The following is a 26,012-nucleotide window of genomic DNA, read 5'->3' as shown; positions in this document are numbered from 1 at the left end:
TTTTATCATTTACCGCAATTGATAATGAGCTAACTTACTTGAGATCAATTCTTGTGAAGATTGAGCCTCCATGAATAATTCAAATAAGCTTTTGTAATTCATATGATTCGTTTTATTATAGCGGACAGTTTTGCCCATAGGAATATGCTGTGCTATATCTTCAAGTTTAGATTCTTCTCCAATTGCCATTAAACTGAACCAAGCAGCTCCCCAAGCTGCACTTTGATGAGATAAAGGTAATTCAAGATCTCTGCCAAAAATATCTGCAACAAGCTGCAGCCAAAAAGGTGATCTTGCAAAACCTCCATTTACAAATATCCTCTTATTTTCTCCTGTTTTCTCTTCAAGAATAAGGCTGATCTGATAAAGGTTAAATACAATTCCTTCCAAAGTGGACCGCAGTAAGTCTCCTGTTGTATGGGTACTGCTGATGCCTATCCAGCTTCCTCTAGCTTCTGCATGCCATAATGGTGCACGTTCCCCATTTAAATATGGTAGAAATAGAAGGCCTTTTGAACCAACAGGAGAACAACTGGCCAAATGAAATGCACGGTCAAATGAGTGAGATTCACTCATTTGGGGGGGAGTCACCGTTTCAACAGCCCATTTCCATACATTCCCTCCATTGTTCGAAGGGCCTCCTAAAATCCAATGCGTATTTGTAATGCTGTAACTAAATAGGTGGGTAACCGTATCAGCAGGTGCTGAACTAATCTTTCGGATGGCCCCGCTTGTTCCGATGGTAAGAGCTAAATCCCCTTTATTTATCGCTCCTACCCCGATGTTAGCTAAAGGCCCATCACTAGATCCAAGGGCAATAGGTGTATCTTTTTTCAGGCCTGTTTCGAGGACGATTCGGTCATTTAGTCCTTTTAATATATAGGTAGGGGGTACAGGGGTGAATAGATTCTCTTTTTGAATCCCTGCACGTTTTAAAGCGCTCTCATCCCACTTCAAGGTATGGACATTAAATAACCCTGTAGCTGATGCTATGCCGTAATCAACAACGGATTCATTAAACCATCTAGCGGTAATGAACTCTTTTATTGATAGAAATCTACTTGCATGAACATACGGTTTGTACTTCTGTTCTTTCATCCACATCAGCTTGAATAGTGGTGACATGGGATGAATCGGCGTACCGTTTTGATGCAATCCAATTCCATTTTTATCCCTGTATTCATTTGTAGTGTATTGAATAACCTGACTAACACTTCTTCTATCTGCCCATGTAAGCATAGGAGATAAAGGTTCATTATTAGAATCAACACAAATTAAAGAGTGCATAGCTGCTGATAACCCGACACTAAGGAGTTGGTCTGCATGCATATTACTTCGTTTTATCACATTAGAAATAGATTTTATGACAGCCTTTTCAATAAGTATTGGATCTTGTTCAGATCGGTCTGGCTTTGGGGAATGGGTTGGATATAGAACCTCATCCTCGCATACAACATATCCTTTTCGTGTAAATAATACAGCTTTACACGAAGTCGTACCGATATCGATCCCCATTACATAGGTAATTTCACTCATATTTTGACACTCCATTTAATTAAATTCGTTTATTTGAAATCGCCTTTCTCATTCGTTGCAGTGAATCTTTCATTTGTTCCTTTCTCTGAATGCTGACATTTACATAAAGAGCGTCAATAATACTCAGCTGAGCCAGTCGTGAGGCAAGAGCTTCTGAACGGTATTCTGTTTCTTTTGAAACAGTGTAGAGCGGAATATCTACTTGCCGGCTTAAAGGTGACTTAGCTAATGTAGTAATGCAAATGGTAGTCGCACCATGCTCTTCGGCTACATCAAGTACTTGTAAAATATCTCGATTCGTACCTGAATGAGAAATTAAAACAACGACATCTTCTTTTGTAAGCTGAGAAGCAGACATCACTTGAAAGTGAGAATCTTGATAGGCAGCTGTAGGTATACCAGTCCGTAAGAATTTATGATGGGCATCAAGGGCGATAATTCCTGAACCGCCATTCCCGTAAAATTCAACACGTCTAGCGTTCACAATGGCATGGACTGCTTTTTTATAGTGATCAGACTCAATGACATGCAATGTGTCCTCTAATGTGCGTATGTTAGATTTAAACACTTTTTCAGTAATGGCTTTTTCATCATCTTCTTCTTGAATCGTCTCATGAATGTCTTGAATAGGTGTAACCACTTCACTAGCTAAAGCAATTTTCATCGCTTGAAACCCTGAGAACCCTAATCTCTTACAAAATCTGAAAACCGTCGCTTCTGCTATTCCTAAATCTTCAGCCACTTGATTGATTGTGGCATGAATCATCTCTTGTGAATTTTCAAGAATATAGTCAGCCACCATTTTTTCTTTTTCACTAAAGGAAGAATAGGTGGCACGTATTTTAGTCAGGCATGGAATATGTTCATTAGTCATGAAAAACGCCCCTCTATAATCGATTGATATGTTCTATTATATAAAAAAACGGAATAAAAAAATATTTTTTCATATTTTTTATTGTAAAAGAAAAATTTTATTCTATAATGAGAAGCAAGGGAATAATATTTCTACCGAAAAAATTTTTAAGAAAAATATTTTCAGTGAGTACATGTAACGGGAGTTGAGGAAATGCAAATTGGTATGGTAGGACTAGGCAAGATGGGTTACAACCTCGTTTTGAATTTACTCGATCATAAGCATGACGTTGTCGCTTATGATGTGAATCAAACACAAGTAAAAGAGATTGAAAAAGAAGGGGCTTCTTCTGCTTACTCATTAGAAGAGTTAGTAACAAAGTTAGAAAAGCCTAGAGTTGTTTGGCTGATGGTGCCTGCAGGGGAGATTACCGAACAGGTATTGTCCAGCTTGAAAAACCTTTTAGACAAAGAAGACATCGTAATTGATGGGGGAAATTCAAACTATAAAGACACTCTAGAGCGAGCAGAGTCTTTATCTGATAAAGGAATTTCTTTCGTCGATGTAGGTACTAGCGGCGGAGTAGAGGGTGCACGTAACGGTGTATGTATGATGGCTGGTGGAGATGAACGTGTCCTTAACTATTTAGAACCAGTTTTTAAAGATATCTCTGTGAAGGATGGTTACTTAGCTAGCGGGAAGCCAGGAAGCGGACATTTCCTTAAAATGATTCATAATGGGATTGAATATGGGATGATGCAAGCTATTGCAGAAGGCTTTGATATTTTAGAGAAAAGCCCGTTTGATTACAATTATGAGGAAGTAGCAAAGGTATGGAATAATGGTTCGGTTATCCGTTCATGGCTCATGGAGCTTACGGAGAACGCTTTCAAAAAAGATCCTAAGCTTTCTGAAATTCGTGGAGTGATGAATTCCTCAGGAGAAGGAAAGTGGACTGTTGAAACGGCACTTGATCTTCAAACAGCAGCTCCAGTGATTGCCATGTCATTAATGATGCGATATCGTTCCCAGGAAACAGATACATTTAATGGTAAAGTGGTTGCTGCGCTAAGAAATGAATTTGGCGGCCATGAAGTAGTCAAAGTAAATAAGTAAAGAGCAATAAGACATTATGGAGGGGCCGCCCTCTTTAATGATTGTTCATTTAAATTAAGAGTCCATTAAAGGGCGAGGGGAGAAATTATTATGAAGAAACTTATGTCATCATTTCTAATCGGATCAATGGCTGTTTTGTTAGCAGCATGCGGGGGAAGTGATTCTACTCAAGGAAATGGAAGCGCTTCAAATGAAGGGGGAGAAGCAACTGAACAAGTAGATTCTAAAACGATTCGTGCAGGAATCGGACTAAATAGTGAGCATCCTCAATATAAGGGGTTAGAAAAATTTAAAGAGTTAGTCGAGGAAAGAACAGAAGGAGCAATTGTAGTTGAAACGTACCATAGTGGGCAGCTAGGTGATGATCGCTCAATGATGGAAGCGCTGCAGTTAGGTACACAAGAAGTTACTGTTCCATCTACAGCGCCAATCGCTAATTTCGTATCTGAGTTCTCGGTATTTGATTTCCCATTCTTATTCCCAAGCAGTGAAGTAGCTGATCAAGTACTTGATGGAGAAGTGGGGCAAGGCTTTTTAGATAAATTAGAAGATCAAAGTTTAGTAGGGCTTGCTTACTGGGAAAATGGATTCCGAAATCTTACAAACAGTAAACAAGCGGTTGCAACAGCAGAAGATTTTAAAGGCTTAACCATTCGTACAATGGAAAATGATCTTCATTTAGAAGCATTCAGAGCACTAGGAGCGAATCCTACACCTATGGCATTTACCGAGTTATTTACAGCAATGCAGCAAGGGACTGTTGACGGGCAAGAAAATCCATATGCAACGATTTATTTAGAAGGCTATTACGAAGTTCAAAAGCATGTCTCCAATACCAACCATATTTATAGTCCATTTGTTTTTATGATGAGCAAAACATTCTTTGATTCTTTAACAGAAGAAGAGCAGGAAATCGTGAGCGAAGCCGCACTTGAAGCAGGTGCTTACCAGCGTGAATTAAATCGCGAAGCAAATGAAACATATTTAGCAAATCTTCAAGAGGAAGGTATGACTTATACTGAAATCAGTGAAGAAGAGCGTCAAAAAATGATCGAAGCGGTTCAGCCTATTATTGATAAATATGCTGAGAATATTGGTACTGATGTAGTAGAAGAAGTGTATTCAGCCATTGAAGCTGCACAGTAATCAGAAAGCGGAGGGCTTGACCTATCAGGTTCAAGCCTTTTTTTCAAAAAAATCAAAAAAAGAAGTCCAAAAGTGAATATGGCTATAGACATAATTAGTTTTGTGCTTCTTAATTAATAAGAGAGAAATAGATAGATAAGGGGAGATATTTGGTGAAATTGCTCAGATGGATCGATGAACATTTTGAGGAAGTGTTCTTAATAGGGTTTTCTGTCGTCATGGTTGTAGTGATTGCAGCCCAAGTATTTATGCGGCATGTAATGGAATCTTCTTTGTCTTGGTCAGAAGAGCTTGCGAGATATTGTTTTATCTGGTTAGTTTACTTAGGGATTAGTTATGGAGTAAAAAAGCAACGGCACATTAAAGTCGATGTAGCACTTCTTCTCTTAAAAGGGAAAGCGAAAGTATTGCTCGCTATGTTTGCTAATCTATTATTTCTGGCGTTTGCTGTGTTTGTTATTATTTACGGCTATGATATTGCTGAAAGGCTTCTTGCTTTTGGTCAAACGTCTCCAGCCTTACATATTCCAATGGGTCTAGTCTATATGGCGACACCAGTTGGAATGGCGTTAACCTCTATTCGGTTAATTCAACAATTAATTATACAAGGGAAATCCTTAGTAGGTGAAGGCTCTTTCGAGGTGAAAACGGAGCAGGAATTAATTGTTGAGCAGCGTCTGAATGAGGAAGATCATACTCCTCTTGACCGAAAGGAGGATAAGTAAATGACTGCTATTGTCTTATTTGCTAGTTTTGCACTCTTTTTATTTTTAAGTGTTCCAATCGGGATAGCTCTTGGACTGGCAACGCTGGTCACTATTTTATATTCTGGGTCGATTCCTGTTGAGTTTCTTGTTCAAGGATTAGTTACATCGGTTGACTCTTTTCCTTTAATGGCGGTGCCTTTCTTTATTTTGGCGGGTGAAATTATGGGTAAAGGCGGTATTTCTAACCGGTTGTTTTTATTTGCCAATTCAATCGTAGGGAATAAAACGGGTGGATTCGCGATTGCTACAATCATTACGTGTATGTTCTTTGCAGCAATTTCTGGCTCAGGCCCGGCAACTGTTGCAGCAATTGGCGGGATCATGATACCTGCAATGGTCCGTCAAGGTTATGATAAAAAATTTGCAACTGCTCTTGTTGCTGCTGCAGGTTCATTAGGTGTTATTATTCCACCTAGTATACCAATGGTTATTTACGGGGTGGTCGGCAGTGCCTCCATTGGCGATATGTTTATTGCCGGGATTATTCCAGGTGTACTAGTAGGGTTAGGGCTCATGATTTATGCCTATTTTCATTCTAAGAAAAAAGGCTATACAGGGACTGCTGAGAAAACATCAGTGAAAAATATTCTGCGGTCTGCATGGGAAGCAAAATGGGCACTTCTCATTCCAGTTATTATACTTGGAGGAATATATGGGGGGATTTTCACCCCGACTGAAGCTGCAGTTATTGCAGTAGTTTACGGCCTTATTGCAGGTTTGTTGTTATACCGTGAATTAAAGATAAAAGACCTGCCGCGCGTCTTTGCTGATGCGGCATTGACGACTGCCACGGTATTAATTATCGTTGGTTCAGCAACGGCTTTTGGAAGACTATTAACAATTGAGCAAATCCCAAATCAAGTAGCGGAAGCAATGCTTGCGATCTCAGAAAATCCAATTGTCCTTATCTTGCTTATAACGATACTGCTGTTAATTGTCGGCTGTTTTATGGATACACTTGCAGCAATTATTATTCTGACACCGATTTTATTACCGATTGCCGTTAATTTAGGATACGATCCGATACATTTTGGTATTATCATGGTTGTCAATTTAGCTATTGGCTTCATTACCCCGCCGCTTGGAGTAAATCTCTTCGTTGGTTCAGGAATCTCGGGACTATCCATTGAGACGCTCTCAAAGGCGATTATTCCATTTTTTGTAGCGATGCTTGCTACGTTGCTACTAATTGTCTTCATACCTGAGCTTTCATTATGGCTCCTGCAATTTAAACAATAAAATCGTAAAAGAGGTTAGAATGCTAGCCTCTTTTACGTGTTTCTTTTAGTGGTTTTATTGAAGTAGAATTTATTTGAATCAGAGAATACGAATAAAAATAAAAAAGAAGGCGTTATAATGACCATATTCATTCATGTCATGTTACCTGTATTACTTGTCTTTGTACTTGGTTTCTTGATACAAAAGTGGAAGCAGGTAGATATCAAACCGATTTCTACTGTTGCTATTTATGTTATGACCCCTTGTCTTGTATTTCGCACCTTTTATACATCAGAGCTGAATTTACAGTATGTCTATATGGTTACGTTTGCTATGGCATTGTTATTTGGTTTAATTTTCATTAACAAGCTATATGCAAAGATTAGAAGACTATCAACTTCTGAAGAGAGCGGGATGATCCTAGCCACTGCCTTTATGAATTCAGGAAATTACGGCGCGCCTATTATCCTTTTTGCATACGGTGAAGCGGGATTTGCTTATTCTGTATCATTTATGGTTCTACAAGCAATTATAATGAACTTTTTTGGGGTGTATTACGCAGCGAAAGGTAAAGACGGCATAAAGATTGCTAAGAAGGCTGTACTTGCTATGCCGGCAACGTATGCTGTAATTGTTGCGCTGCTATTTAATGTGTTAGCACTAGAGATGCCAAATCCATTAATATTGACGATCGATATGATAGCTGAGGCAACTGTACCAACTGTGATGCTTATATTAGGAATGCAGCTAGCACTTATTAAGTGGGGAGATTTTGATTGGCCTAATCTTTCTTTTGGATTTTTGACAAGATTGTTTATTTCGCCTGCTTTAGCTTTTCTAATTTTACTATTTCTTCCTGTTGACCCGCTCCTGAGTAAAGTATTAATTGTATCTGCCGCTATGCCGTCAGCTGCAACGATTGTTATGTATGCGGTCCAATTCCAAGCAGAACCTAGACTTGTTTCAAGTATTACTCTTATGACGACAATAGGCAGTGTACTGACCATTACTGGGTTGCTTATTTGGTTAGGGTAAAATGGATTTTCTTTAACTTTATCAGCAACATCATTGCAATTTTGGACAGGTTTCTTTATCATAATGAAGAAGTGTTTTATAAAGATGTAGGAGGTTTTTTACGTGAAAATGATGGATGCTAATGAAATTATTCAATTTATTTCAAACAGTCAAAAGAAGACACCGGTAAAAGTACATATTAAAGGTGAAATTGAAGGAATCGATTTTGGTGCAAATACAAAATCATTCGTTACAGGAAATACAGGCGTATTATTTGGTGAGTGGGAAGAAATTGAACCGGCTTTAAAAGAAAATGAAGCAAAAATTGAAGATTTTGTTGTAGAAAATGACCGCCGCAATTCAGCTATTCCACTTCTTGATATGAAAAACATCAAAGCACGCATTGAGCCAGGTGCTATCATTCGTGATCAAGTTGAGATCGGTGATAATGCTGTTATCATGATGGGGGCAAGCATTAACATTGGTTCAGTTGTTGGTGAAGGTACAATGATCGATATGAACGCTGTACTTGGTGGACGAGCTACAGTAGGGAAGAACTGTCACGTTGGTGCAGGTTCTGTCTTAGCTGGAGTTATTGAGCCGCCTTCTGCAAAGCCTGTTGTTGTAGAAGACGATGTAGTGATTGGTGCTAACTGTGTTATCCTTGAAGGGGTTACAGTAGGTAAGGGAGCTGTAGTAGCAGCTGGAGCTATTGTAACAGAGGATGTTCCTCCAAACACGGTAGTAGCAGGTACACCAGCTCGCGTAATTAAAGAGATTGATGAAAAAACAAAAGGTAAAACGGAGATCAAGCAAGAACTTCGCCGCCTTAACGACTAATAATTAAGAAAGAAAGCAGCTTTGCTCTATTTTTTAGAGCAAAGCTCTTTTTCCATTTCCATACATTCACTATCCTCCAAATGGAGATAAGTCGATGAAATAAGATGATATAATTAGAAGAGATAGTTATTAAAAGAAAGGGGATGGGCCTTTTGAATGCTTCAGACCTTATTAAAATAAGAAGAGATTTACATCAAATTCCTGAGATTGGATTTAATGAATTTAAGACGCAAGCATACTTACTTAATAAAATTAATGAGCTGCCTCAAAACTTCTTAGAGATCAAAACGTGGAGAACGGGTATTTTAGTTAAGGTGAATGGTAGTCACTCTGAAAAAACCATTGCGTATCGTGCTGATATTGACGGACTTCCAATTAAAGAGAGAACAAATTGTATAGGTTATCAATCTACTCATGATGGATTTATGCATGCCTGCGGACATGATTTTCATATGACCATCGCGTTAGGGGTACTTGGCTACTATAGTAACAATCAGCCTGCCCATAACCTCCTCTTTATTTTTCAACCGGCTGAAGAAGGTCCAGGGGGAGCGGAACCTATGCTCAGCTCTCAAGAACTTCGTGAGTGGTGGCCTGATGAGATCATGGCCTTACATATTGCACCTGAATACCCGGTAGGAACGATTTCCACGAGAGTCGGTATGCTTTTTGCCAATACTTCTGAGCTATTTATTACTTTGAGGGGGAAGGGAGGGCACGCAGCCTATCCCCACACGGCAAATGACATGGTTGTGGCAGCAAGTCATTTAGTTACTCAGTTACAGAGTGTTGTCTCACGAAATATTGACCCGCTTGATGCAGGTGTAGTGACAATCGGTGTCATTAAAGGTGGTACAAAGCAAAATATTATTGCAGAAGAGGCGACTATTGAAGGGACCATACGTACAAAGTCCATGGAGACAATGCAGATTATTAAACAGAGAATTGAGCAATTGGTACAAGGAGTAGAAGTGGGTTTTACATGTAAAGCTTCCATTGACTATGGCGCAAATTATTGCCAAGTATATAATGAACAAGAAAGAACAGAAGAATTTATAGAGTTTACAAAAAATCGTCCAGAAGCAGTATTTATTGAGAGTCCTGAAGCTATGACAGGTGAAGATTTCGGTTATTTTCTAGAAGAAATTCCTGGATTTATGTTTTGGTTAGGGGTAAATAATCAATATGGCCTCCATGATGCTAGATTAGAACCAGATGAAGAAGCGATCGAATTTGCTGTCCATCATTTAATTAGTTTTATCAATACAAAATAAGTTCACGGTTTAAATGAGTAAGATATACATACTTTGGTGAATGTTGGTTACTCTATAGATGTAACAATTTATATTCATACGGAGGTGTATCTGATGCCGAAAATTGGTGTCGAACAATCGCTTACAGATGTACAACAAGAACTTCAATCTAAGGGGTATGAGATCGTTCAATTAAGAAATGAACAAGATTCACAAGGCTGTGACTGCTGCGTCATTACAGGCCAAGATCAAAATGTAATGGGTATGCAAAATGCGGCTTTTGATGGGTCTGTTATTAACGCTGATGGAATGACGGCTCAAGATGTTTGTCAGCAAGTAGAAGCTAAACTAGGACGTCAGCAGCAATAAAGGAAAAGGACTTCGATTGGTCAATCGAAGTCCTTTTTTCCACGAAAGCCTAGAAAAAAATGCAGGCAGTCATATAGCTGCCTGCATATAATGCAGTATTACAGATCCAAGTTAACAAGTAACGCTATCAATAACTGAACTAAAAGTTGAATATTTGCTGTAACTTGTGCATCTGTAGTTATAACCTCAACATTATGGCTATTCTCAATCACTGTTTTTTGATAAGAGAGTTGTTTGAGTTTAGCCGTTTGTAATAAATCTTGTGTAACCAGCTCTGCAGTTTCACCATTATCAAATGCAAGGCGGACTACGATCGCAATTGCTGCTTGTAAGGATGCTTGAAGTGATAATGCTGCTTTCACATCAGTAGAGATGACATTAACATCGGTAGAATCCTTAATGATGATATGTTCCTCTGATAATTGTAAAGTCTTATTTGCTTGAGCAGCACCTTGTTCTACATTTTCTTGGTTATCGATGTCATTTGCATCACAAATTCGGTGGTTCGAAGCTGCATCTAGAGCAGACCACCTTCTGTTATTTGTTTGGGCTGCTGCTTCTCCGTTGTAAACATACATTCTTTTCATGGTTTTTCCTCCTTTCGAGTTATAGTTCAGCATATGTAAGAAAAGGAAGATGGTCTGGACAGATTAACAGAGGAAAAAGCACAAAAATAAAAACCACTCTCACATAGAGAATGGTTTGTCCGTAGGTTGTTCTAGAACTTATTTCTTTTTATCTAGAAATTGCTCTACTTCTGCTTGAATATTTTCTACAATGGCACGGATCTCACGCTTTTGTTCAGAACTGATATTGTCTAAGTTGAGGTCAGCCTGATGCTTTTTTAATACATTTTTAACCATGAGGTTAATTAGATCACGTTGATGTTTCCCCATTTTTACCCTCCTTACATAATAGGAATACTATAAACGTATGAAACTTTCACCAAAGGGTGTTAGGTATTAAATCTAATTTCGTCATAAAGAAAAAAGGAAGGCTGTGTGAGCCTTCCTTTGATGTGGAGAACAAGTTATTTTTTTTCAATATAAACTTGATGAGGATAAGGTATTTCTATATTATTTGCATCCAATGCTTCTTTTAGTTCCTTACGCAGTTTTCGTTCAACAGCCCATTGCATCATATTTTCTGTTTTGGCAATCACTCGAATGACTACATCAGAGTCCCCAAGTCCTTGGACGCCGATCACGTTAGGACCTTCTTTAATTGTTTCATCCTCTAAAGCAATCTTGTCACATACCGATTGCATAATAGCAATTGCTTCATCAATATTATCATCATAAGAAATACTCATATCAATTAACGCACGCATGTTACCGCGGGAGTGATTGCTGACACTTGAGATCTCTCTATTTGGTACAAAGTGGAGCGTTCCATCAAATCCGCGAATTTGAGTCGTGCGAAGGCCTACTTCTTCTACCACTCCATCAATACCAGCGGCAGTTACGTAATCATCTACGTCAATCTGTTTTTCTAGAAGTAAAAAGAAACCTGTTACTACATCACTTACAAGACCTTGAGCTCCAAAACCAATCGCAAGACCTACAACCCCGGCACCCGCTATTAAACCTCCGATGGGCAGTTCAAAAATTCCTGCTATGATCGTTACGAAGACAAAAATTAATATGTAGGAAAAAATATTTAGAGTTAATTTCTCGAGGGTTTTCATTCTTCCATGAGTCATGTTTTTTTGAGCCTGCATTCTTTCAAAACCTGAACTAATAATTCTCCTACCTATTGCACGAACAATTAAAAATGCAATAATGGCAATAAAAAGCTGTCCGATTACTAATAAAACAGCTGTTAAAAATGCTCCTTCTGTTAAATAACTGGTCCATTGATCCAATTTACCCACTCCTGACATTCTGTTCTCTAATTTAGTAATAACCTATTGCGACTAAATAAAAACGCCTATTTAACCGAATACGTTAAAAATCGTAGCATAAGTCCAATTAAACTACAAATTAGAAACCACTCTCTTTTGTAAGGAATGATTGAGAAATATTCATAAAGCAGGTGTAGGTAAGAGCGTGAATGATTCGTTTACTTACGGGTGAAAATAGTAAAGAGTCAGCGTTTAAGGGTTATGGTTATAATAGTTTATTCAACTATTGTTTAGTGTTTTTGTTGTCATAAAAATGAATAAAAAGTTCAACTATTTTTAGGAGGTACTACATATGTCAGATAAGCGTATGGTTGCAAAACAAGCCCCGCGATTTGAAATGGATGCTGTGATGCCTAACAAAGAATTTTCTAAAGTAAGCCTTGAAGATAATATGAAAGATGATAAGTGGACCGTGCTTTTCTTTTACCCAATGGACTTTACGCATGTTTGTCCGACAGAAATTATATCTTTAAGTGATCGATACGAGAAATTTGATGACTTAGATGCTGAAATAATTGGTGTATCAACTGATACCATTCATACTCATAAAGCATGGATCAACACCTCGCGTGATGATAATGGGCTTGGCGAGTTGAAATATCCATTAGCAGCAGATACAAATCATATAGTATCGCGTGAATATGGTGTCCTGATTGAAGAAGAAGGGATTGCTCTTCGGGGTCTATTCATCATAAGTCCAGAGGGAGAGTTAATGTATTCAGTTGTAAATCATAACAATGTCGGCCGAGATGTAGATGAAACCCTACGTGTCCTGCAAGCACTGCAAACAGGGGAACTCTGTCCAGCAAATTGGAAGCCTGGTCAGAAAACACTTTCATTATAAGATTTAAACCATAATGATGATTTAGCTTTCATGTTAGACTCTTTTCGCTTATTCCACAAATAGATCGTGTGTCAGAGATAAAAGAATAGTCATGCTAAAGACCTCTCTTCAAAGAGGTCTTTTTATTTTGTCTAGAAAATATGATGAGATAGGTCCTATTGGAGGTGATGTATGAAGAGGCAATTTGCTGTCATTGGTTTGGGGCGTTTTGGAGGTAGCGTTTGTTGTGCTCTTATTGAACAAGGAGTAGAAGTGTTAGCGATTGATCAGTGTGAAGCAAAAGTCAATCAGTATCGTGATGTAGTGACCCATGCGGTAGTGGCTGATTCGACTGATGAACAAGCATTAAGGCATCTCGGAATACGTAATTTTGAACATGTCATTGTTGCGATTGGTGATAATATTCAAGCTAGTATTTTAACAACACTGATTCTCGATGAACTAGGGGTAGAGCATATCACAGTTAAAGCACAAAATGATTATCATGAAAAAGTGCTCGTAAAAATAGGAGCAGAGAGGATTGTTCACCCGGAAAGAGATATGGGTGCTAGAATCGCTCATCATTTGATGTCTAAAAACGTACTTGATTATCTAGAAGTCTCTGATAAGTATAGTATTATAGAGATGTTTGCTGGAAGTAAAATGCATGCAAAAACACTTGTCGAGTTAAATGTGCGGGCTTCGTTCGGCTGTAATGTAATGGCTATAAAGCGTGGAGCAGAAATGATTGTTTCACCTAAAGCAGACCAATTGATACAGCAAGATGACCTTCTTATTGTGCTTGGAGCAGATGAAGATATTAAGAGGTTTGAACAGATGTTTGATGATACCAAATAAAAGCGGATATCATTTGATATCCGCTCGTACTTTCTTACACTTCCATAATAATTGGTAAGATCATTGGTTTACGTTTTGTTCTCTCATATAAAAACGGTCCTAAAAGATCTGTCATTTCATTTTTAATTTCGGACCATTGCGATGTTTTTCTTGCCATGACCTCATCAAGGTGCTTGCTTAGCAGCTTTTGAGCTTCATGTATTAAGTCACTGGATTCACGCATGTACACAAATCCGCGTGAAATAATGTCTGGCCCCGCCGTCACCTTGAATTCTTTCATATCCAGACTTACTACTACAACGACAAGTCCTTCCTCAGAAAGAATTCGACGATCACGCAATACAATGTTCCCGATATCACCAATACCGTTTCCATCTACATAGACTGAGCTAGATGGGATTTTCCCTACAATACCAGCCTCATTAGGGTGAATAGCTAATACATCACCATTATCCATAATAAAGCAGTTCTTTTCTTCCACACCGCAATCCGTTGCTAGTTTCACATGCATTTTTAACATGCGGTATTCTCCGTGGATCGGCATGAAATATTGCGGCTTCATTAAACGAAGCATTAATTTTTGCTCTTCTTGCCCGCCATGACCTGACGTGTGAATATCACTTAATGCTCCGTGAATGACGTTTGCGCCAGCACGGTAAAGTTGATTAATTGTCTTACTCACGCTCAATGTATTACCTGGGATAGGGGAAGAAGAAAACACAACTGTATCTCCAGGAATAATTTGAATTTGACGGTGCGTCCCAAAAGCAATTCTTGAAAGAGCTGCCATTGGTTCTCCTTGTGAACCTGTACATAAAATCGTAACTTGATTGTCTGGCAGTTTGTTTAACTGCGAAGGTTCAATGAAGGTATTTTTAGGAGCTTTAATGTAACCAAGCTCTTGGCCGATTGTCAAAGCATTTTCCATGCTGCGTCCAAACACAGCTACTTTTCTACCGTGCTCCACTGAAGCTTCTACCACTTGCTGCAATCGATGAATGTTTGAAGCGAATGTAGCAAAGATTACGCGGCCATCGACTTTTCTAAAGATGGAATCGATACTTTCGCCAACTTTACGCTCCGACATTGTAAATTCAGGAATTTCACTGTTTGTACTATCAGATAATAAACAAAGAACACCTTCTTCACCGATCTTTGCCATCTTAGTTAAGTTGGCTGGTTCTCCTACAGGTGTAAAGTCGAATTTGAAATCCCCTGTGTGAACAACATTTCCTGGAGGTGTCTTCACGACAATTCCGTATGAGTCTGGGATACTATGCGTTGTTCTAAAAAATGTAACAGAAGTTTTGGTGAACTTAACCACTTGATCTTCATGGATTTCATGAAGTTTAGCTTTACGTAATAACCCATGTTCTTCAAGTTTACCTTTTAATAAACCAAGAGCAAGCTTACCGCCATAAATTGGGATATTAACAGCTCTTAATAAATAAGGGATTCCACCGATATGATCTTCGTGGCCGTGAGTAATAAAAAGGCCTTTAATTTTATCTTCATTTTTTACTAAGAAAGAATAATCAGGAATTACGTAATCAATACCAAGAAGCTCGTCCTCTGGAAACTTTATTCCGGCATCAATAAGAATAATTTCATCCTGAAACTGCACAGCATAGGTATTCTTACCGATCTCACCTAATCCGCCTAATGCAAATACAGCTGTTTGATTGTTTTTCATTTGTTTCATTTGTTAGATAGACTCCACTTTAAAGTCTTCATGTTGTTTTTCATACTCAAGATATGCCCCAGAGACAGGTGTAACGAATTCAATATTATATTCACGAGGTACGAGTTTTTTACGTACATCGGATTCTGATTCACCTTCGACATAAATAGTTTCTGTTAATTCACGCACTGGAACTTGGTGAAAGTTCTTTTGGAAATATACTTTAAAAATCATAAATAAAACCTCTCCTTAACGTTGGTTATATTTTCATTATAAAGCAAATGCCGCTCTTTTTCATGTTTTTCTTTTAAAGTAGCATCAGCCAAGTAAATGCAAAGAACCAAACGTTGAATTCTAAACGATATTTTCATCTATGGAAAATAGACATAAATGGCTTGTCTAATCCTTAACCAGTCATTCATGTCATTCTCGTCAGAATAAAAAAGAGTTATACTTCCAACAAACGATTTTTTGGTAAGAGATGACGACAGCCTTTAAGCAGTTTTTTACGAATACGCTTTAACATAATAGGTCCTCCTTTAGTTCTTGTTTGACGAACGAAGCGCCAATCGATATATTTTTATACCTTTAGTATGTGTCGTCGAATTATTGTTTTTCGAGGTAAAATATGGGAGAGGTGATCCTGACATTGGATTAAAGAAGAAAAAGAAAAAAGGAAGCCCGGGTTGAGCATCCTTTTATGGTAATTCTTTTTTAAATGGGTCTTTAAAACCTTCTATTCGATCATAAAACATAATTCCGTTTAAATGGTCCATTTCATGTTGAAAAACAATGGAAACAAGCCCGCGAAGACGTAAGGTAACTTCCTCTCCGTCAAGATTGGTTCCTTTAACAGTGATCCTGGCATATCTTGGAACAATCCCAGGTATGTCACGGTCAACTGATAAGCACCCTTCGCCGCTTTCTAGATGCGTTTCTTCAACAGAATGGCTTATAATCTTCGGATTAAATAACCCCATACTGTATAAATTGTCATTGTCATCCGCAACATGAACAGCAAACATTCTTTTTGCGATGCCGATTTGAGGGGCAGCGATCCCGACACCTGGACGTAATTGATATTTCTCTGAAAGCTCCGGGTCTTGACTATTGATGACAAAGTCAAGCATGCGCTGCAATGTTTCTTTATCTTCCTTTGAAGCAGGAAGAGGAACTTCTTTAGCAACTTCTCTTAATACGGGATGTCCCTCACGGACTACATCCTTCATGGTAAGCATGTATGTATCACTCCTTTTATTTCTATTCTTACTTTAAGAAGAATAAACTGAAATAGCAAGTTATTTTGAAAGAAAAAAGAGCAAGCACAAGGCTCACTCTCGTTGTACTAATTAGCAGCAGTGTCCGCCGTGACCAAAGCGAGACGCACCCACGATAATCAATAGGATGAATAATACTACGATTAACGCGAAGCCTTTACCGCATCCGCCACCTGCATAACCTGCTACTGGTGCACCATAACCGTATCCACATGGATCGTAACAACCTTGACCGCCATAATTGTATCCGTACATTTGAATTCCTCCTTTTTGTTGAAAGCCATCGCATCAGGTGCGACTCACTATCTACTCTATGCAGAACCTGGGTGGGTGGTTGGATGAATGCCCATTTTTCAAAAAAAGATTAAAAAAACTAAAATACAGGCACATAACTATATTTTTTGGACATAGAGTTTAATTAGATGTTATTTCCACAATGGTTAACACTTGTTATTTATTGTCGGTTCATATACTGTTTTAGGTAGCTAAAGACAGTTAATAGGTTAGGGGGAGACCGGATTTATGTTTAGGAAAAGATACGGATTTGTTTCGTTAGCAATAGCGGTTGGGCTGCTTGCTGGGTGTGGCAGCAGTGCGACTGAAACGATTTATGAACATTTAGAGAGTGCAGTCGAACTAGAAGAACCATTTGTATCAAATCAACAAGCACTTCAAGAAGCGGAAGAAAAAGAATATGAGCTTTATGAACAAATGATTACGATGGGGACAGATGATTTAGTTGAGATTGAGCAGCTTGCAGATGAAGCAATAACATCTATTGAACAAAGACAAGAGCTCATAGAAGAGGAAAAAGAAAGTATTGAACAAAGCAAAGAGGAATTTGACCGGATCAATGAAGCAGCAACTGAGTTGGATCAAGAAGAATTAGTCGAGCTTGTTACTCGTTTAGAAGAAGAAATGAATAATCGATTTGATGCGTATCATGGTTTATACACAAATTACATAGAAGCAATGGGTGAGGATCGTACGTTGTTTGAGCTGTTAAAGGATGAAGAATTATCAATAGATGAGCTTCAAGCGCAGATAAACACAGTAAATGAGCAATATGAAGTGGTAGAACAATACAAAGAAAGCTTTAATGAACATACACAAAAGTACAATCAATTAAAACGAGATTTCTATGAAAAAGCGGAGTTAGAAGTTCAGTATGAAGAGTGAACTTTTAGTTCGCTTTTTTTCTTGTTTCAAAAGCAAGGGCGATGAAACGCCTTTAACAAGAATGATTATAAGGTGGAAAGGGGTATCTGTATTATTCTTTTGACGATTGACCTATAACACAGTTTTTTTAGTAGAACGAAATGTTTGTGAAAAAATATGCAAAGAAAACGATAAACAAAAGGATTGACGGATTTAGATTCAGTGTTGTAGACTTAATTCCGAAAGAAGAATTGTATTAATTTGATTTAGATTAGACTAATACAGGAACGTGTTAGCTTATCTATATTGATTAAGCAATCGTGAAAAGTTACATAATTCGACAAAAACTACATATATACCCGAAAAACTTTCTAGAAAAACGTTTTATTCATACAAAAGAAGGTTATTTAACTTCTATGAATGGGTATCCTAATGAAGAGTTTTGCCGAAGAGATAATCAACAAGACTGTTTCAGATGAAGACTATATTCACGATTGTGTGAATTTGCTAAAAGAAAGGTAGAGGTGAAGGTAGATGAGTACAAAAACGTTAGAGCAAGTTGAAAATCAATTTGAAACGTTTCAGATTTTAAACGAAGAAGGCGAAATTGTTAACGAAGCTGCAATGCCTGAACTAAGTGATGAAGAGCTGCAAGAGATTATGAAGCGTATGGTTTATACACGTATTTGGGACCAACGTGCAATCTCATTAAACCGTCAAGGGCGTTTAGGTTTCTATGCACCAGTTGCTGGTCAAGAAGCTTCAATGCTTGGTTCTCAATTTGCGCTTGATAAAGAGGATTGGATCCTTCCAGGTTACCGTGATATTCCGCAAATTGTATTCCACGGTCTTCCATTACACCAAGCATTCTTATGGTCACGCGGACACTATGGCGGCGGTGAGATTCCTGATGGCTTGAATATTATGGTGCCTCAAATTATCATCGGTGCTCAAATCATTCAAACAGCTGGTGTGGCATTAGGCCTTAAGCGTAAAAAGAAAAATAACATTGCGATCACTTACACAGGTGACGGCGGTGCATCTCAAGGTGACTTCTACGAAGGAATGAACTTTGCTGGTGCATATAACGCTCCTGCTGTATTTATCGTTCAAAATAACCGTTTTGCAATTTCTGTACCAGTTGAAAAGCAATCTGCTGCTAAGACGATTGCTCAAAAAGCAGTAGCTGCTGGTATTGAAGGAATTCAAGTTGATGGTATGGATGTACTTGCTGTTTATGCTGCAACAAAACAAGCTCGTGAGCGTGCATTAGCTGGTGATGGTCCAACACTTATTGAAACAATGACATATCGTTATGGTCCACATACAATGGCTGGTGACGATCCTACTCGTTACCGTTCTTCAGATCTTGATGATGAGTGGACAAAAAAGGATCCATTAGTACGTTTCCGTAAATTCCTAGAAGGTAAAGGGTTATGGACAGAAGAGCAAGAGAATGAAGTTGTAGATAAAGCAAAAGAAGATATTAAAGATGCAATGAAGAAAGCGGACAGCACTCCAAAACAAAAAGTCACTGACTTAATTGGTTTTATGTTTGAAGAGCTTCCAGCTAACCTTCGTGAACAAATGGAAGAGTACACAGCAAAGGAGTCGAAGTAAGCGATGGCACAAATGACAATGATCCAAGCGATTACGGATGCTATGCGTAATGAGCTTAAGAATAACGAAGATGTTCTTGTGTTTGGAGAAGACGTTGGTCAAAACGGTGGGGTTTTCCGTGCGACTGAAGGCTTACAAAAAGAATTCGGTGAAGAGCGCGTATTCGATACACCTCTTGCTGAGTCTGGTATTGGTGGTTTAGCTATTGGTCTTGGTCTTACTGGTTTCCGTCCGGTAATGGAAGTACAATTCTTTGGTTTCGTGTTTGAAGTATTCGATTCAATCGCAGGTCAAATGAACAGACTTCGCTACCGTACAGCAGGTAAGCAGCATGCACCTATTACTGTACGTTCACCATTTGGCGGTGGAGTAAAAACGCCTGAAATGCACGCAGACAGCTTAGAAGGACTTATGGCTCAAACTCCTGGTTTAAAAGTTGTTATTCCTTCAACTCCATACGATGCAAAAGGATTATTAATTTCTGCGATCCGTGATAACGATCCAGTTGTTTACTTAGAGCACATGAAACTTTATCGTTCATTCCGTGGAGAAGTTCCTGAAGAGGAGTACACAATTGAATTAGGTAAAGCTGATGTGAAGCGTGAAGGTAAAGATGTTTCTATTATCACATACGGCGCGATGGTTCACTCTTCTCTAAAAGCAGCAGAAGAGCTTGAAAAAGAAGGAATCGATGCTGAAGTTATCGATTTAATGACGATCAGCCCGCTAGATATTGATACAATTATTGCATCTGTTGAGAAAACAAACCGTGCAATCGTAGTGCAAGAAGCTCAAAAGGCAGCTGGAATCGCAGCAAACGTGGTAGCTGAAATCACTGAGCGTGCAATTCTTAGTCTTGAAGCTCCAGTTCTTCGCGTTGCAGCTCCTGATACGGTTTATCCGTTTGCTGCAGTAGAAGATGAGTGGTTACCTGATTATCAAGAAATAATTGAAGCAGCTAAGAAAGTTGTTAACTTCTAATTATTAAACATAGACAAGCATTGAGAAGGAAAGATGAACGTCTTTCCTTTTCACTCATTTTAATATTTCATGTAAATGGTTAAATAAAGGAGGCACTTCAAAGTGGCATATGAATTTAAACTGCCTGATATTGGTGAAGGAATTCACGAAGGTGAAATTGTAAAATGGTTTGTAAAACCAGGCGATGAAATTAAAGAAGATGATATTCTTTTAGAAGTACAAAATGATAAAGCAGTTGTTGAGATCCCTTCTCCAGTTGACGGGAAAGTTCTCGAAGTGAAAGTTGAAGAAGGAACAGTAAGCATAGTTGGTGATGTTCTTGTAACAATTGACGCTGGTGATGCAAACCCTGCTGAAGAAAGTGCTTCACAAGAAGAAGCAGAGCCTGCAAAGGAAGAACCAAAAGAAGAGAAAAAAGAAGAAGCTCCTAAAGCTGACAATACGAATGATGACAACGACGACACGCGTGTTATTGCGATGCCTTCAGTTCGTAAGTTTGCACGTGAAAAAGGTGTAAACATCAAGCAAGTAAGCGGTACGGGTAAAAATGGCCGTATTCTGAAAGAAGATATTGAAAACCACCTAAACGGCGGCGGTGCAGACACTGCTTCTGATGCTAAAGAAGAAACTGCTGATACTAAACAAGATCAAGCAGCTGCTAAGAGTGAACCAACGGCAATTCCAGCTGGCGAAATGGAAGAGCGTGTACCATTCAAAGGTGTACGTAAAGCTATTGCAAAAGCAATGGTTAACTCGAAGCACACTGCTCCTCATGTTACTCACATGGATGAAGTAGAGGTTTCAGCTTTAGTTGCTCACCGTAAGCAATATAAAGAAATCGCAGCTGAGCAAGGTACTAAGCTTACTTATTTACCATATGTAGTGAAGGCACTTACAGCTGCATTACGTAAATACCCTGCATTAAATGCGTCAATCGATGATGCAAATGATGAGATTGTTTACAAAAAGTACTTCAACATCGGTATCGCAGCGGATACAGAGCACGGTTTATTCGTCCCTGTAGTTAAAGATGCGGATCGTAAATCTATTTTTGCATTAGCGGATGAAATTAATGAGTTGGCAGTTAAAGCTCGTGATGGTAAACTTAGTGGTGCAGAAATGAAGGGCGGATCAGCAACAATTTCTAATGTTGGTTCTGCTCGTGGTCTATGGTTTACACCAGTTATCAATCACCCAGAAGTCGCTATTCTAGGTATTGGTCGTATTGAAGAGAAGCCAGTCGTTAAAAATGGCGAGATTGTAGCCGCGCCAGTGTTGGCTCTTTCTATTAGCTATGACCACCGTTTAATTGATGGCGTAACAGCTCAGAATGCTCTAAACCACGTTAAGCGTCTGTTAAATGATCCACAATTACTATTAATGGAGGGGTAATGAATGGTTGTTGGAGATTTCGCAAATGAAGTAGACACACTTGTCATTGGTTCAGGTCCAGGAGGATATGTTGCAGCAATCCGTGCAGCCCAACTCGGACAAAAAGTAACGATCGTAGAAAAAGGAACTCTTGGAGGGGTATGTCTTAATGTAGGTTGTATCCCGTCAAAAGCACTTATCTCAGCTGGACACCGTTATCACAATGCTAAGCATTCTGAGGATATGGGAGTTACTGCAGAAGGCGTTTCAATCAACTTTGATAAAGTTCAAGAGTGGAAAGGCTCTGTCGTTAAGAAATTAACAGGCGGTGTTGAAGGCCTTCTTAAAGGAAACAAAGTTGAGATCGTACAAGGGGAAGCATACTTTGCTTCTGAGAACTCTGTACGTATTATGGACGAGAAAAGTTCGCAAACATACAACTTCAAAAATTGTATCATTGCAACAGGTTCTAGCCCGATTGAACTTCCTAGCTTCAAATACACTGAGCGTGTTATCAACTCAACAGGAGCTCTTGCTCTAAAAGAAGTACCTAAGAAAATGGTTGTAATCGGTGGTGGATACATTGGTATCGAGCTTACTGGTGCATATTCTAACATGGGTACGGAAGTAGTAGTTCTAGAAGGCGGCAAACAAATCCTTCCTGGCTTCGAAAAGCAAATGAGTAAACTTGTTGAGAAGAGACTTAAAAAGAACGGTGTTGCATTCCATACCGAAGCTCTTGCTAAAGGCGTGGAAGAAACAGAAAACGGCGTTAAAGTTACAGCTGAAGTTAAAGGGAAAGAAGAAGTGTTTGAAGCAGACTATGTTCTTGTAACAGTTGGTCGTAAACCAAACACTGAAGAGCTTGGCCTTGAACAAATCGGTGTGGAAATGACAGAACGCGGTTTAATTAAAACGGACAAGCAATGTCGTACAAATGTAAGCAACATCTATGCAATTGGTGACATTATTGAAGGTCCTGCATTAGCACACAAAGCTTCTTACGAAGGTAAGATTGCAGCTGAAGCTATTGCTGGTGAAAAATCAGAAATTGATTACTTAGCTATTCCGGCTGTTGTATTCTCTGATCCAGAGCTTGCTACAGTTGGTTACAGTGAACAAGAAGCAAAAGATGCAGGCTATGATATTGTAGCAGCTAAGTTCCCATTTGCAGCTAACGGACGTGCTCTATCTCTTAACGATACTGATGGCTTTATGAAGCTAATCACTCGTAAAGAAGATGGACTAGTGATCGGAGCTCAAATTGCTGGACCAAATGCTTCTGATATGATTGCAGAACTTGGACTTGCAATTGAAACGGGCATGACTGCTGAAGATATTGCTCTTACTATTCATGCGCATCCTTCATTAGGTGAGATCACAATGGAAGCTGCTGAAGTTGCTATTGGTACACCTATTCACATTGTAAAATAACTTTCTTAAAAGCCACTTGTTTTCAAGTGGCTTTTTTCTTTTTTTTAATTCACATTTGACAACTCGGATTAATATGATTTATAGTAAGACTAAGGTAACTGATCGGACAACCGAAGGGACTCCTAAATACGTCTTAAATCTTAATGAGGTGATCGTATGAAACATAAATCTCTCTTTAAATGGACGCTGGATGCCTTAACATCCTTCGGGCAAGTTCCACTACCTATTCTGTTTTCAAATCAGTTTATGAAGAAATATACGGCTTATAATGAGTGGAATGAATGGGTCGCACAAAGCAATCAAAATATCATTACCATTAAGGACTTTGAAGTAGAAGATGAAAGTTGGACGCAATTTATCCAACATTCAACGGCGTTCTCTAGTGGAAAAGAGATGATTGAAGCAGCTGAAGAATTTTATTTCTCTCAACGACCATACGGACCGTTTCCAATCATATAAAAAAGGGTGCTTCTTTTGAAGCATCCTTTTTATCATTACAGCTATAATTCTAATTGGTTTTTTTGAGTATTAATCATATTTGTTAGGTTAGATATAATATTATCTTTTCTCTGCGGTCCTTCTAGTCTTAAATGTATATGTTCACCACTTAAAATGAGCATCGTCGGAAACGTTTCAATGTCATACTGTTTGACCTTATCCTTGTCTTCAGCTTCTATTACATAAAATGAAGAAAGTTGTTCGGGATGATTTGTTTGAAACTCTAATAAAGCGTCGTAATACGTGTGTTCTTTATCTATAGCTTTAGGGTCAGAAAAGAATAAAGTGACCATATTAGATTCTTCGTAAAATGGTTGGTTGCCTTCATTTGAAGCAGAAGAGACACAGGCTGATAACATGAATATTGGGGCAAGAAGCATTGATAAAAGTAGCTTTTCCATGTATGTCACTTCCTTGCATAAAATATCCGTTAAAGTAAGATACCTCATTTTAGCATGGATCAAACCTTATTAGAGCAGGCGTAATAGAACTGTAAACGAAAAGCAAAGACTATGACAAAGAGTTCGATGATAAAGGGGAAATTGAGAATTAATTAATAAAAAAAGAGTGCATCTTTTTTGGATGCACTCTTTTAACCTTATTTTTTCTTTTTATCTGCCGCTTTTTCTTCTTTAAAAAGTATTTTCTCTTGCTTTAGCTTTTCTCTTTCTTGTTTTAACTCAAATCGTTCTTGTCTAATACGTTCTTTTTCTGTTGCTAGAGTTGGCTTTTCTTCTTTTAATGCTTTCATGACTGATATAATCATAAAGATCATAATCACTGTAAAAGGCAGAGCCGCGATAATGGCTGCGGTTTGCAATGCTCCGAGTCCTTGTGGAGAAGTTAATAAAACAGCTGCAGAAGCTGAAATAATTAATCCCCAAACGAATTTAACAGAGTTAGGCGGATTTAAGCTTCCATTTGTTGTCTGCATTCCAAGAACGACTGTAGCAGAGTCAGCAGATGTAACAAAGAATGAAGAAATTAAGAAAACCGCCACGATAGACATAATGACACCCAGAGGGAATTGTTCTAATACAGCAAATAACGCTACTTCCATACCTGAGTCTGCCATAATACCGTTAATATCTGCAATTCCTTCTCGCTGCATATAAATTCCTGTTCCGCCAAAGACACTGAACCATAATGCGCCAAACGTAGCGGGAACAGCAAGAACCCCAATAACAAATTCTCTAATGGTACGACCTCGTGAAACCCGTGCGATAAACGTTCCTACAAAAGGAGCCCAAGAGATCCACCAAGCCCAGTAGAAGATCGTCCATCCTTCAACCCAGCTTGTCTCTGCATTGTAAACGTCCAATCTAAAACTCATGCCAACTAGGTTTTGAATATAGCTGCCTACACCTTGAGTGAACACACCCATAATGTAGCTTGTAGGACCTAAGAATAAGACAAATAACAGAAGAATAACGGCTAAATACACATTTGTCTTACTCAAAATTCGAATCCCTTTATTTAACCCTGTTTGGGCAGAAACCATAAATAGAACAGTGACAATTAATATGACAATTAATTGAAGTGCAGCATCACTGAAATTTCCTAGCCCGGGGATAAGATAAGCAAGACCAGCAGAAATTTGGGCAGCACCAAAGCCAAGGGAGGTAGCAACCCCGAAAATAGTCGCAAATACAACAATGACATTAATTGTCGTACCAATTTTCCCGTTCACTCTATCACCTAATAGAGGTTGGAAAACAGCACTTATAATACCTGGAGCACCTTTTCTGAATTTGAAATAAGCTAGTGCTAGGGCAACGACAGAATAAATCGCCCAAGGATGTAATCCCCAGTGGAAAATCGAGTACCTCATAGCTTCTCCGGCAGCGGCATTTGAAGCGGGATCAGCACTCGGGGGTTCAAAGAAATGATACATAGGCTCAGACACACCCCAAAAAACAAGCCCAATCCCCATACCAGCTGTAAATAAGAATGAGAACCATGTGAGGTAATTGTATTCAGGCTTTTCATCAGGTTTACCAAGTTTAATTTTTCCGTAAGGACTAAAGATCAAATAAAGAGAAAAGATTAAAAATCCTGTAGCGGCAAGCAGGTAAAACCAGCCTAATTCGTTTGTGATAAATCCTTGTGTACTTGAAGTAACAGTTTCAAGATTTTCAGGGGCAAATACACCCCAAACAATAAAAGCAAAAGCTATAGCGACAGAAATAATAAAAACAGGCGTAAGCTTTTTCATTCATATCACCTTCCTATTCAGTTTTAGTGGCTACAAATTAGTAGTACCAATTTTGGACGTTGGAACAAATTGTTTCGATAA

Annotated in this window: 27 protein-coding genes; 16 read left to right on the top strand and 11 right to left on the bottom strand. The window is 38.6% G+C overall.

The window, feature by feature from the left end; all coding sequences use genetic code 11:
* Positions 1 to 9: 9 nt before the first annotated feature.
* Entirely contained in the window at positions 10 to 1,536 is a 1,527-nt protein-coding gene (locus BPOF4_RS12670) for a gluconokinase (RefSeq protein ID WP_012959586.1), read from the bottom strand.
* A 19-nt stretch (positions 1,537 to 1,555) separates the two neighbouring features.
* Positions 1,556 to 2,410: a MurR/RpiR family transcriptional regulator gene (locus tag BPOF4_RS12665; RefSeq protein ID WP_012959585.1), complete on the bottom strand. Its 855-nt coding sequence runs from the start codon at positions 2,408 to 2,410 to the stop codon at positions 1,556 to 1,558.
* A gap of 192 nt (positions 2,411 to 2,602) precedes the next feature.
* On the opposite strand from BPOF4_RS12665, the gene gnd reads away from it, so the two are divergent.
* The 8 genes from gnd to BPOF4_RS12625 all read left to right on the top strand — a co-directional run bounded on the left by gnd (position 2,603) and on the right by BPOF4_RS12625 (position 10,112).
* The gene (gnd, locus tag BPOF4_RS12660) at positions 2,603 to 3,505 is read left to right on the top strand and encodes a phosphogluconate dehydrogenase (NAD(+)-dependent, decarboxylating) (protein ID WP_012959584.1); all 903 of its coding nucleotides are present in this window, start codon (positions 2,603 to 2,605) and stop codon (positions 3,503 to 3,505) included.
* A gap of 90 nt (positions 3,506 to 3,595) precedes the next feature.
* Positions 3,596 to 4,651 carry a TRAP transporter substrate-binding protein gene (locus BPOF4_RS12655; protein ID WP_012959583.1) on the top strand — a complete coding sequence of 352 codons (1,056 nt, stop codon included), beginning with the start codon at positions 3,596 to 3,598 and terminating at the stop codon, positions 4,649 to 4,651.
* Between the two features lie 152 nt (positions 4,652 to 4,803).
* A complete protein-coding gene (locus BPOF4_RS12650; RefSeq protein ID WP_012959582.1) occupies positions 4,804 to 5,376 on the top strand; it encodes a TRAP transporter small permease in 573 nt (190 codons plus the stop codon).
* Positions 5,377 to 6,657: a TRAP transporter large permease gene (locus BPOF4_RS12645; RefSeq protein ID WP_012959581.1), complete on the top strand. Its 1,281-nt coding sequence runs from the start codon at positions 5,377 to 5,379 to the stop codon at positions 6,655 to 6,657.
* Positions 6,658 to 6,774: 117 nt separating this feature from the next.
* Complete coding sequence (locus BPOF4_RS12640; RefSeq protein ID WP_012959580.1) at positions 6,775 to 7,671, top strand: AEC family transporter; 897 nt, start codon at positions 6,775 to 6,777, stop codon at positions 7,669 to 7,671.
* A 102-nt stretch (positions 7,672 to 7,773) separates the two neighbouring features.
* Positions 7,774 to 8,490, top strand: coding sequence for a 2,3,4,5-tetrahydropyridine-2,6-dicarboxylate N-acetyltransferase (dapD, locus tag BPOF4_RS12635; protein ID WP_012959579.1), 717 nt, complete (start codon positions 7,774 to 7,776; stop codon positions 8,488 to 8,490).
* A 152-nt stretch (positions 8,491 to 8,642) separates the two neighbouring features.
* Entirely contained in the window at positions 8,643 to 9,764 is a 1,122-nt protein-coding gene (locus BPOF4_RS12630; RefSeq protein ID WP_012959578.1) for an N-acetyldiaminopimelate deacetylase, read from the top strand.
* 93 nt (positions 9,765 to 9,857) lie between these two features.
* On the top strand, positions 9,858 to 10,112 hold the full coding sequence (locus BPOF4_RS12625) for a YkuS family protein (RefSeq protein ID WP_012959577.1): 255 nt from the start codon (positions 9,858 to 9,860) through the stop codon (positions 10,110 to 10,112).
* A gap of 98 nt (positions 10,113 to 10,210) precedes the next feature.
* Here BPOF4_RS12625 and BPOF4_RS12620 read toward each other — a convergent pair whose 3' ends face one another.
* From BPOF4_RS12620 to BPOF4_RS12615, 3 genes are all read right to left on the bottom strand, one after another.
* On the bottom strand, positions 10,211 to 10,699 hold the full coding sequence (locus tag BPOF4_RS12620) for a spore coat protein (protein ID WP_012959576.1): 489 nt from the start codon (positions 10,697 to 10,699) through the stop codon (positions 10,211 to 10,213).
* Between the two features lie 138 nt (positions 10,700 to 10,837).
* Positions 10,838 to 11,008 (bottom strand): hypothetical protein, encoded by a 171-nt coding sequence (locus BPOF4_RS22230; protein ID WP_012959575.1) that lies wholly within the window; start codon positions 11,006 to 11,008, stop codon positions 10,838 to 10,840.
* A 134-nt stretch (positions 11,009 to 11,142) separates the two neighbouring features.
* A complete protein-coding gene (locus tag BPOF4_RS12615) occupies positions 11,143 to 11,976 on the bottom strand; it encodes a mechanosensitive ion channel family protein (protein WP_012959574.1) in 834 nt (277 codons plus the stop codon).
* 331 nt (positions 11,977 to 12,307) lie between these two features.
* On the opposite strand from BPOF4_RS12615, the gene BPOF4_RS12610 reads away from it, so the two are divergent.
* A complete protein-coding gene (locus BPOF4_RS12610; protein ID WP_012959573.1) occupies positions 12,308 to 12,859 on the top strand; it encodes a peroxiredoxin in 552 nt (183 codons plus the stop codon).
* 171 nt (positions 12,860 to 13,030) lie between these two features.
* Positions 13,031 to 13,696, top strand: a complete 666-nt coding sequence (locus BPOF4_RS12605; protein ID WP_012959572.1) for a potassium channel family protein — start codon at positions 13,031 to 13,033, stop codon at positions 13,694 to 13,696.
* 34 nt (positions 13,697 to 13,730) lie between these two features.
* Here BPOF4_RS12605 and rnjA read toward each other — a convergent pair whose 3' ends face one another.
* From rnjA to BPOF4_RS12585, 4 genes are all read right to left on the bottom strand, one after another.
* Entirely contained in the window at positions 13,731 to 15,398 is a 1,668-nt protein-coding gene (gene rnjA / locus BPOF4_RS12600) for a ribonuclease J1 (protein WP_012959571.1), read from the bottom strand.
* Positions 15,399 to 15,401: 3 nt separating this feature from the next.
* Positions 15,402 to 15,611 carry a DNA-dependent RNA polymerase subunit epsilon gene (locus tag BPOF4_RS12595; RefSeq protein ID WP_012959570.1) on the bottom strand — a complete coding sequence of 70 codons (210 nt, stop codon included), beginning with the start codon at positions 15,609 to 15,611 and terminating at the stop codon, positions 15,402 to 15,404.
* 464 nt (positions 15,612 to 16,075) lie between these two features.
* Positions 16,076 to 16,615: a peptide deformylase gene (gene def, locus BPOF4_RS12590; protein ID WP_012959569.1), complete on the bottom strand. Its 540-nt coding sequence runs from the start codon at positions 16,613 to 16,615 to the stop codon at positions 16,076 to 16,078.
* 111 nt (positions 16,616 to 16,726) lie between these two features.
* Positions 16,727 to 16,909 carry a YjcZ family sporulation protein gene (locus BPOF4_RS12585; RefSeq protein WP_012959568.1) on the bottom strand — a complete coding sequence of 61 codons (183 nt, stop codon included), beginning with the start codon at positions 16,907 to 16,909 and terminating at the stop codon, positions 16,727 to 16,729.
* Positions 16,910 to 17,176: 267 nt separating this feature from the next.
* On the opposite strand from BPOF4_RS12585, the gene BPOF4_RS12580 reads away from it, so the two are divergent.
* The 6 genes from BPOF4_RS12580 to BPOF4_RS12555 all read left to right on the top strand — a co-directional run bounded on the left by BPOF4_RS12580 (position 17,177) and on the right by BPOF4_RS12555 (position 23,677).
* Positions 17,177 to 17,833 (top strand): YkyA family protein, encoded by a 657-nt coding sequence (locus tag BPOF4_RS12580; protein WP_012959567.1) that lies wholly within the window; start codon positions 17,177 to 17,179, stop codon positions 17,831 to 17,833.
* A gap of 513 nt (positions 17,834 to 18,346) precedes the next feature.
* A complete protein-coding gene (gene pdhA / locus BPOF4_RS12575; RefSeq protein WP_012959566.1) occupies positions 18,347 to 19,432 on the top strand; it encodes a pyruvate dehydrogenase (acetyl-transferring) E1 component subunit alpha in 1,086 nt (361 codons plus the stop codon).
* Positions 19,433 to 19,435: 3 nt separating this feature from the next.
* On the top strand, positions 19,436 to 20,413 hold the full coding sequence (locus tag BPOF4_RS12570) for an alpha-ketoacid dehydrogenase subunit beta (protein ID WP_012959565.1): 978 nt from the start codon (positions 19,436 to 19,438) through the stop codon (positions 20,411 to 20,413).
* 102 nt (positions 20,414 to 20,515) lie between these two features.
* Positions 20,516 to 21,805 (top strand): dihydrolipoamide acetyltransferase family protein, encoded by a 1,290-nt coding sequence (locus BPOF4_RS12565; protein ID WP_012959564.1) that lies wholly within the window; start codon positions 20,516 to 20,518, stop codon positions 21,803 to 21,805.
* A gap of 3 nt (positions 21,806 to 21,808) precedes the next feature.
* Entirely contained in the window at positions 21,809 to 23,218 is a 1,410-nt protein-coding gene (gene lpdA, locus BPOF4_RS12560; protein WP_012959563.1) for a dihydrolipoyl dehydrogenase, read from the top strand.
* Positions 23,219 to 23,374: 156 nt separating this feature from the next.
* Positions 23,375 to 23,677 carry a hypothetical protein gene (locus BPOF4_RS12555; protein ID WP_012959562.1) on the top strand — a complete coding sequence of 101 codons (303 nt, stop codon included), beginning with the start codon at positions 23,375 to 23,377 and terminating at the stop codon, positions 23,675 to 23,677.
* A 41-nt stretch (positions 23,678 to 23,718) separates the two neighbouring features.
* Here BPOF4_RS12555 and BPOF4_RS12550 read toward each other — a convergent pair whose 3' ends face one another.
* Both BPOF4_RS12550 and BPOF4_RS12545 read right to left on the bottom strand, forming a co-directional pair.
* A complete protein-coding gene (locus BPOF4_RS12550) occupies positions 23,719 to 24,117 on the bottom strand; it encodes a hypothetical protein (RefSeq protein ID WP_012959561.1) in 399 nt (132 codons plus the stop codon).
* Between the two features lie 197 nt (positions 24,118 to 24,314).
* Positions 24,315 to 25,931 (bottom strand): glycine betaine uptake BCCT transporter, encoded by a 1,617-nt coding sequence (locus BPOF4_RS12545; protein ID WP_012959560.1) that lies wholly within the window; start codon positions 25,929 to 25,931, stop codon positions 24,315 to 24,317.
* Positions 25,932 to 26,012: the final 81 nt, after the last annotated feature.

This window comes from Alkalihalophilus pseudofirmus OF4 (genome assembly GCF_000005825.2).
GTDB lineage: Bacteria > Bacillota > Bacilli > Bacillales > Bacillaceae_D > Alkalihalophilus > Alkalihalophilus pseudofirmus.
The sequence above is the reverse complement of the archived record's forward strand: the minus strand, read 5'-3'. Positions and strand labels throughout refer to the sequence as shown.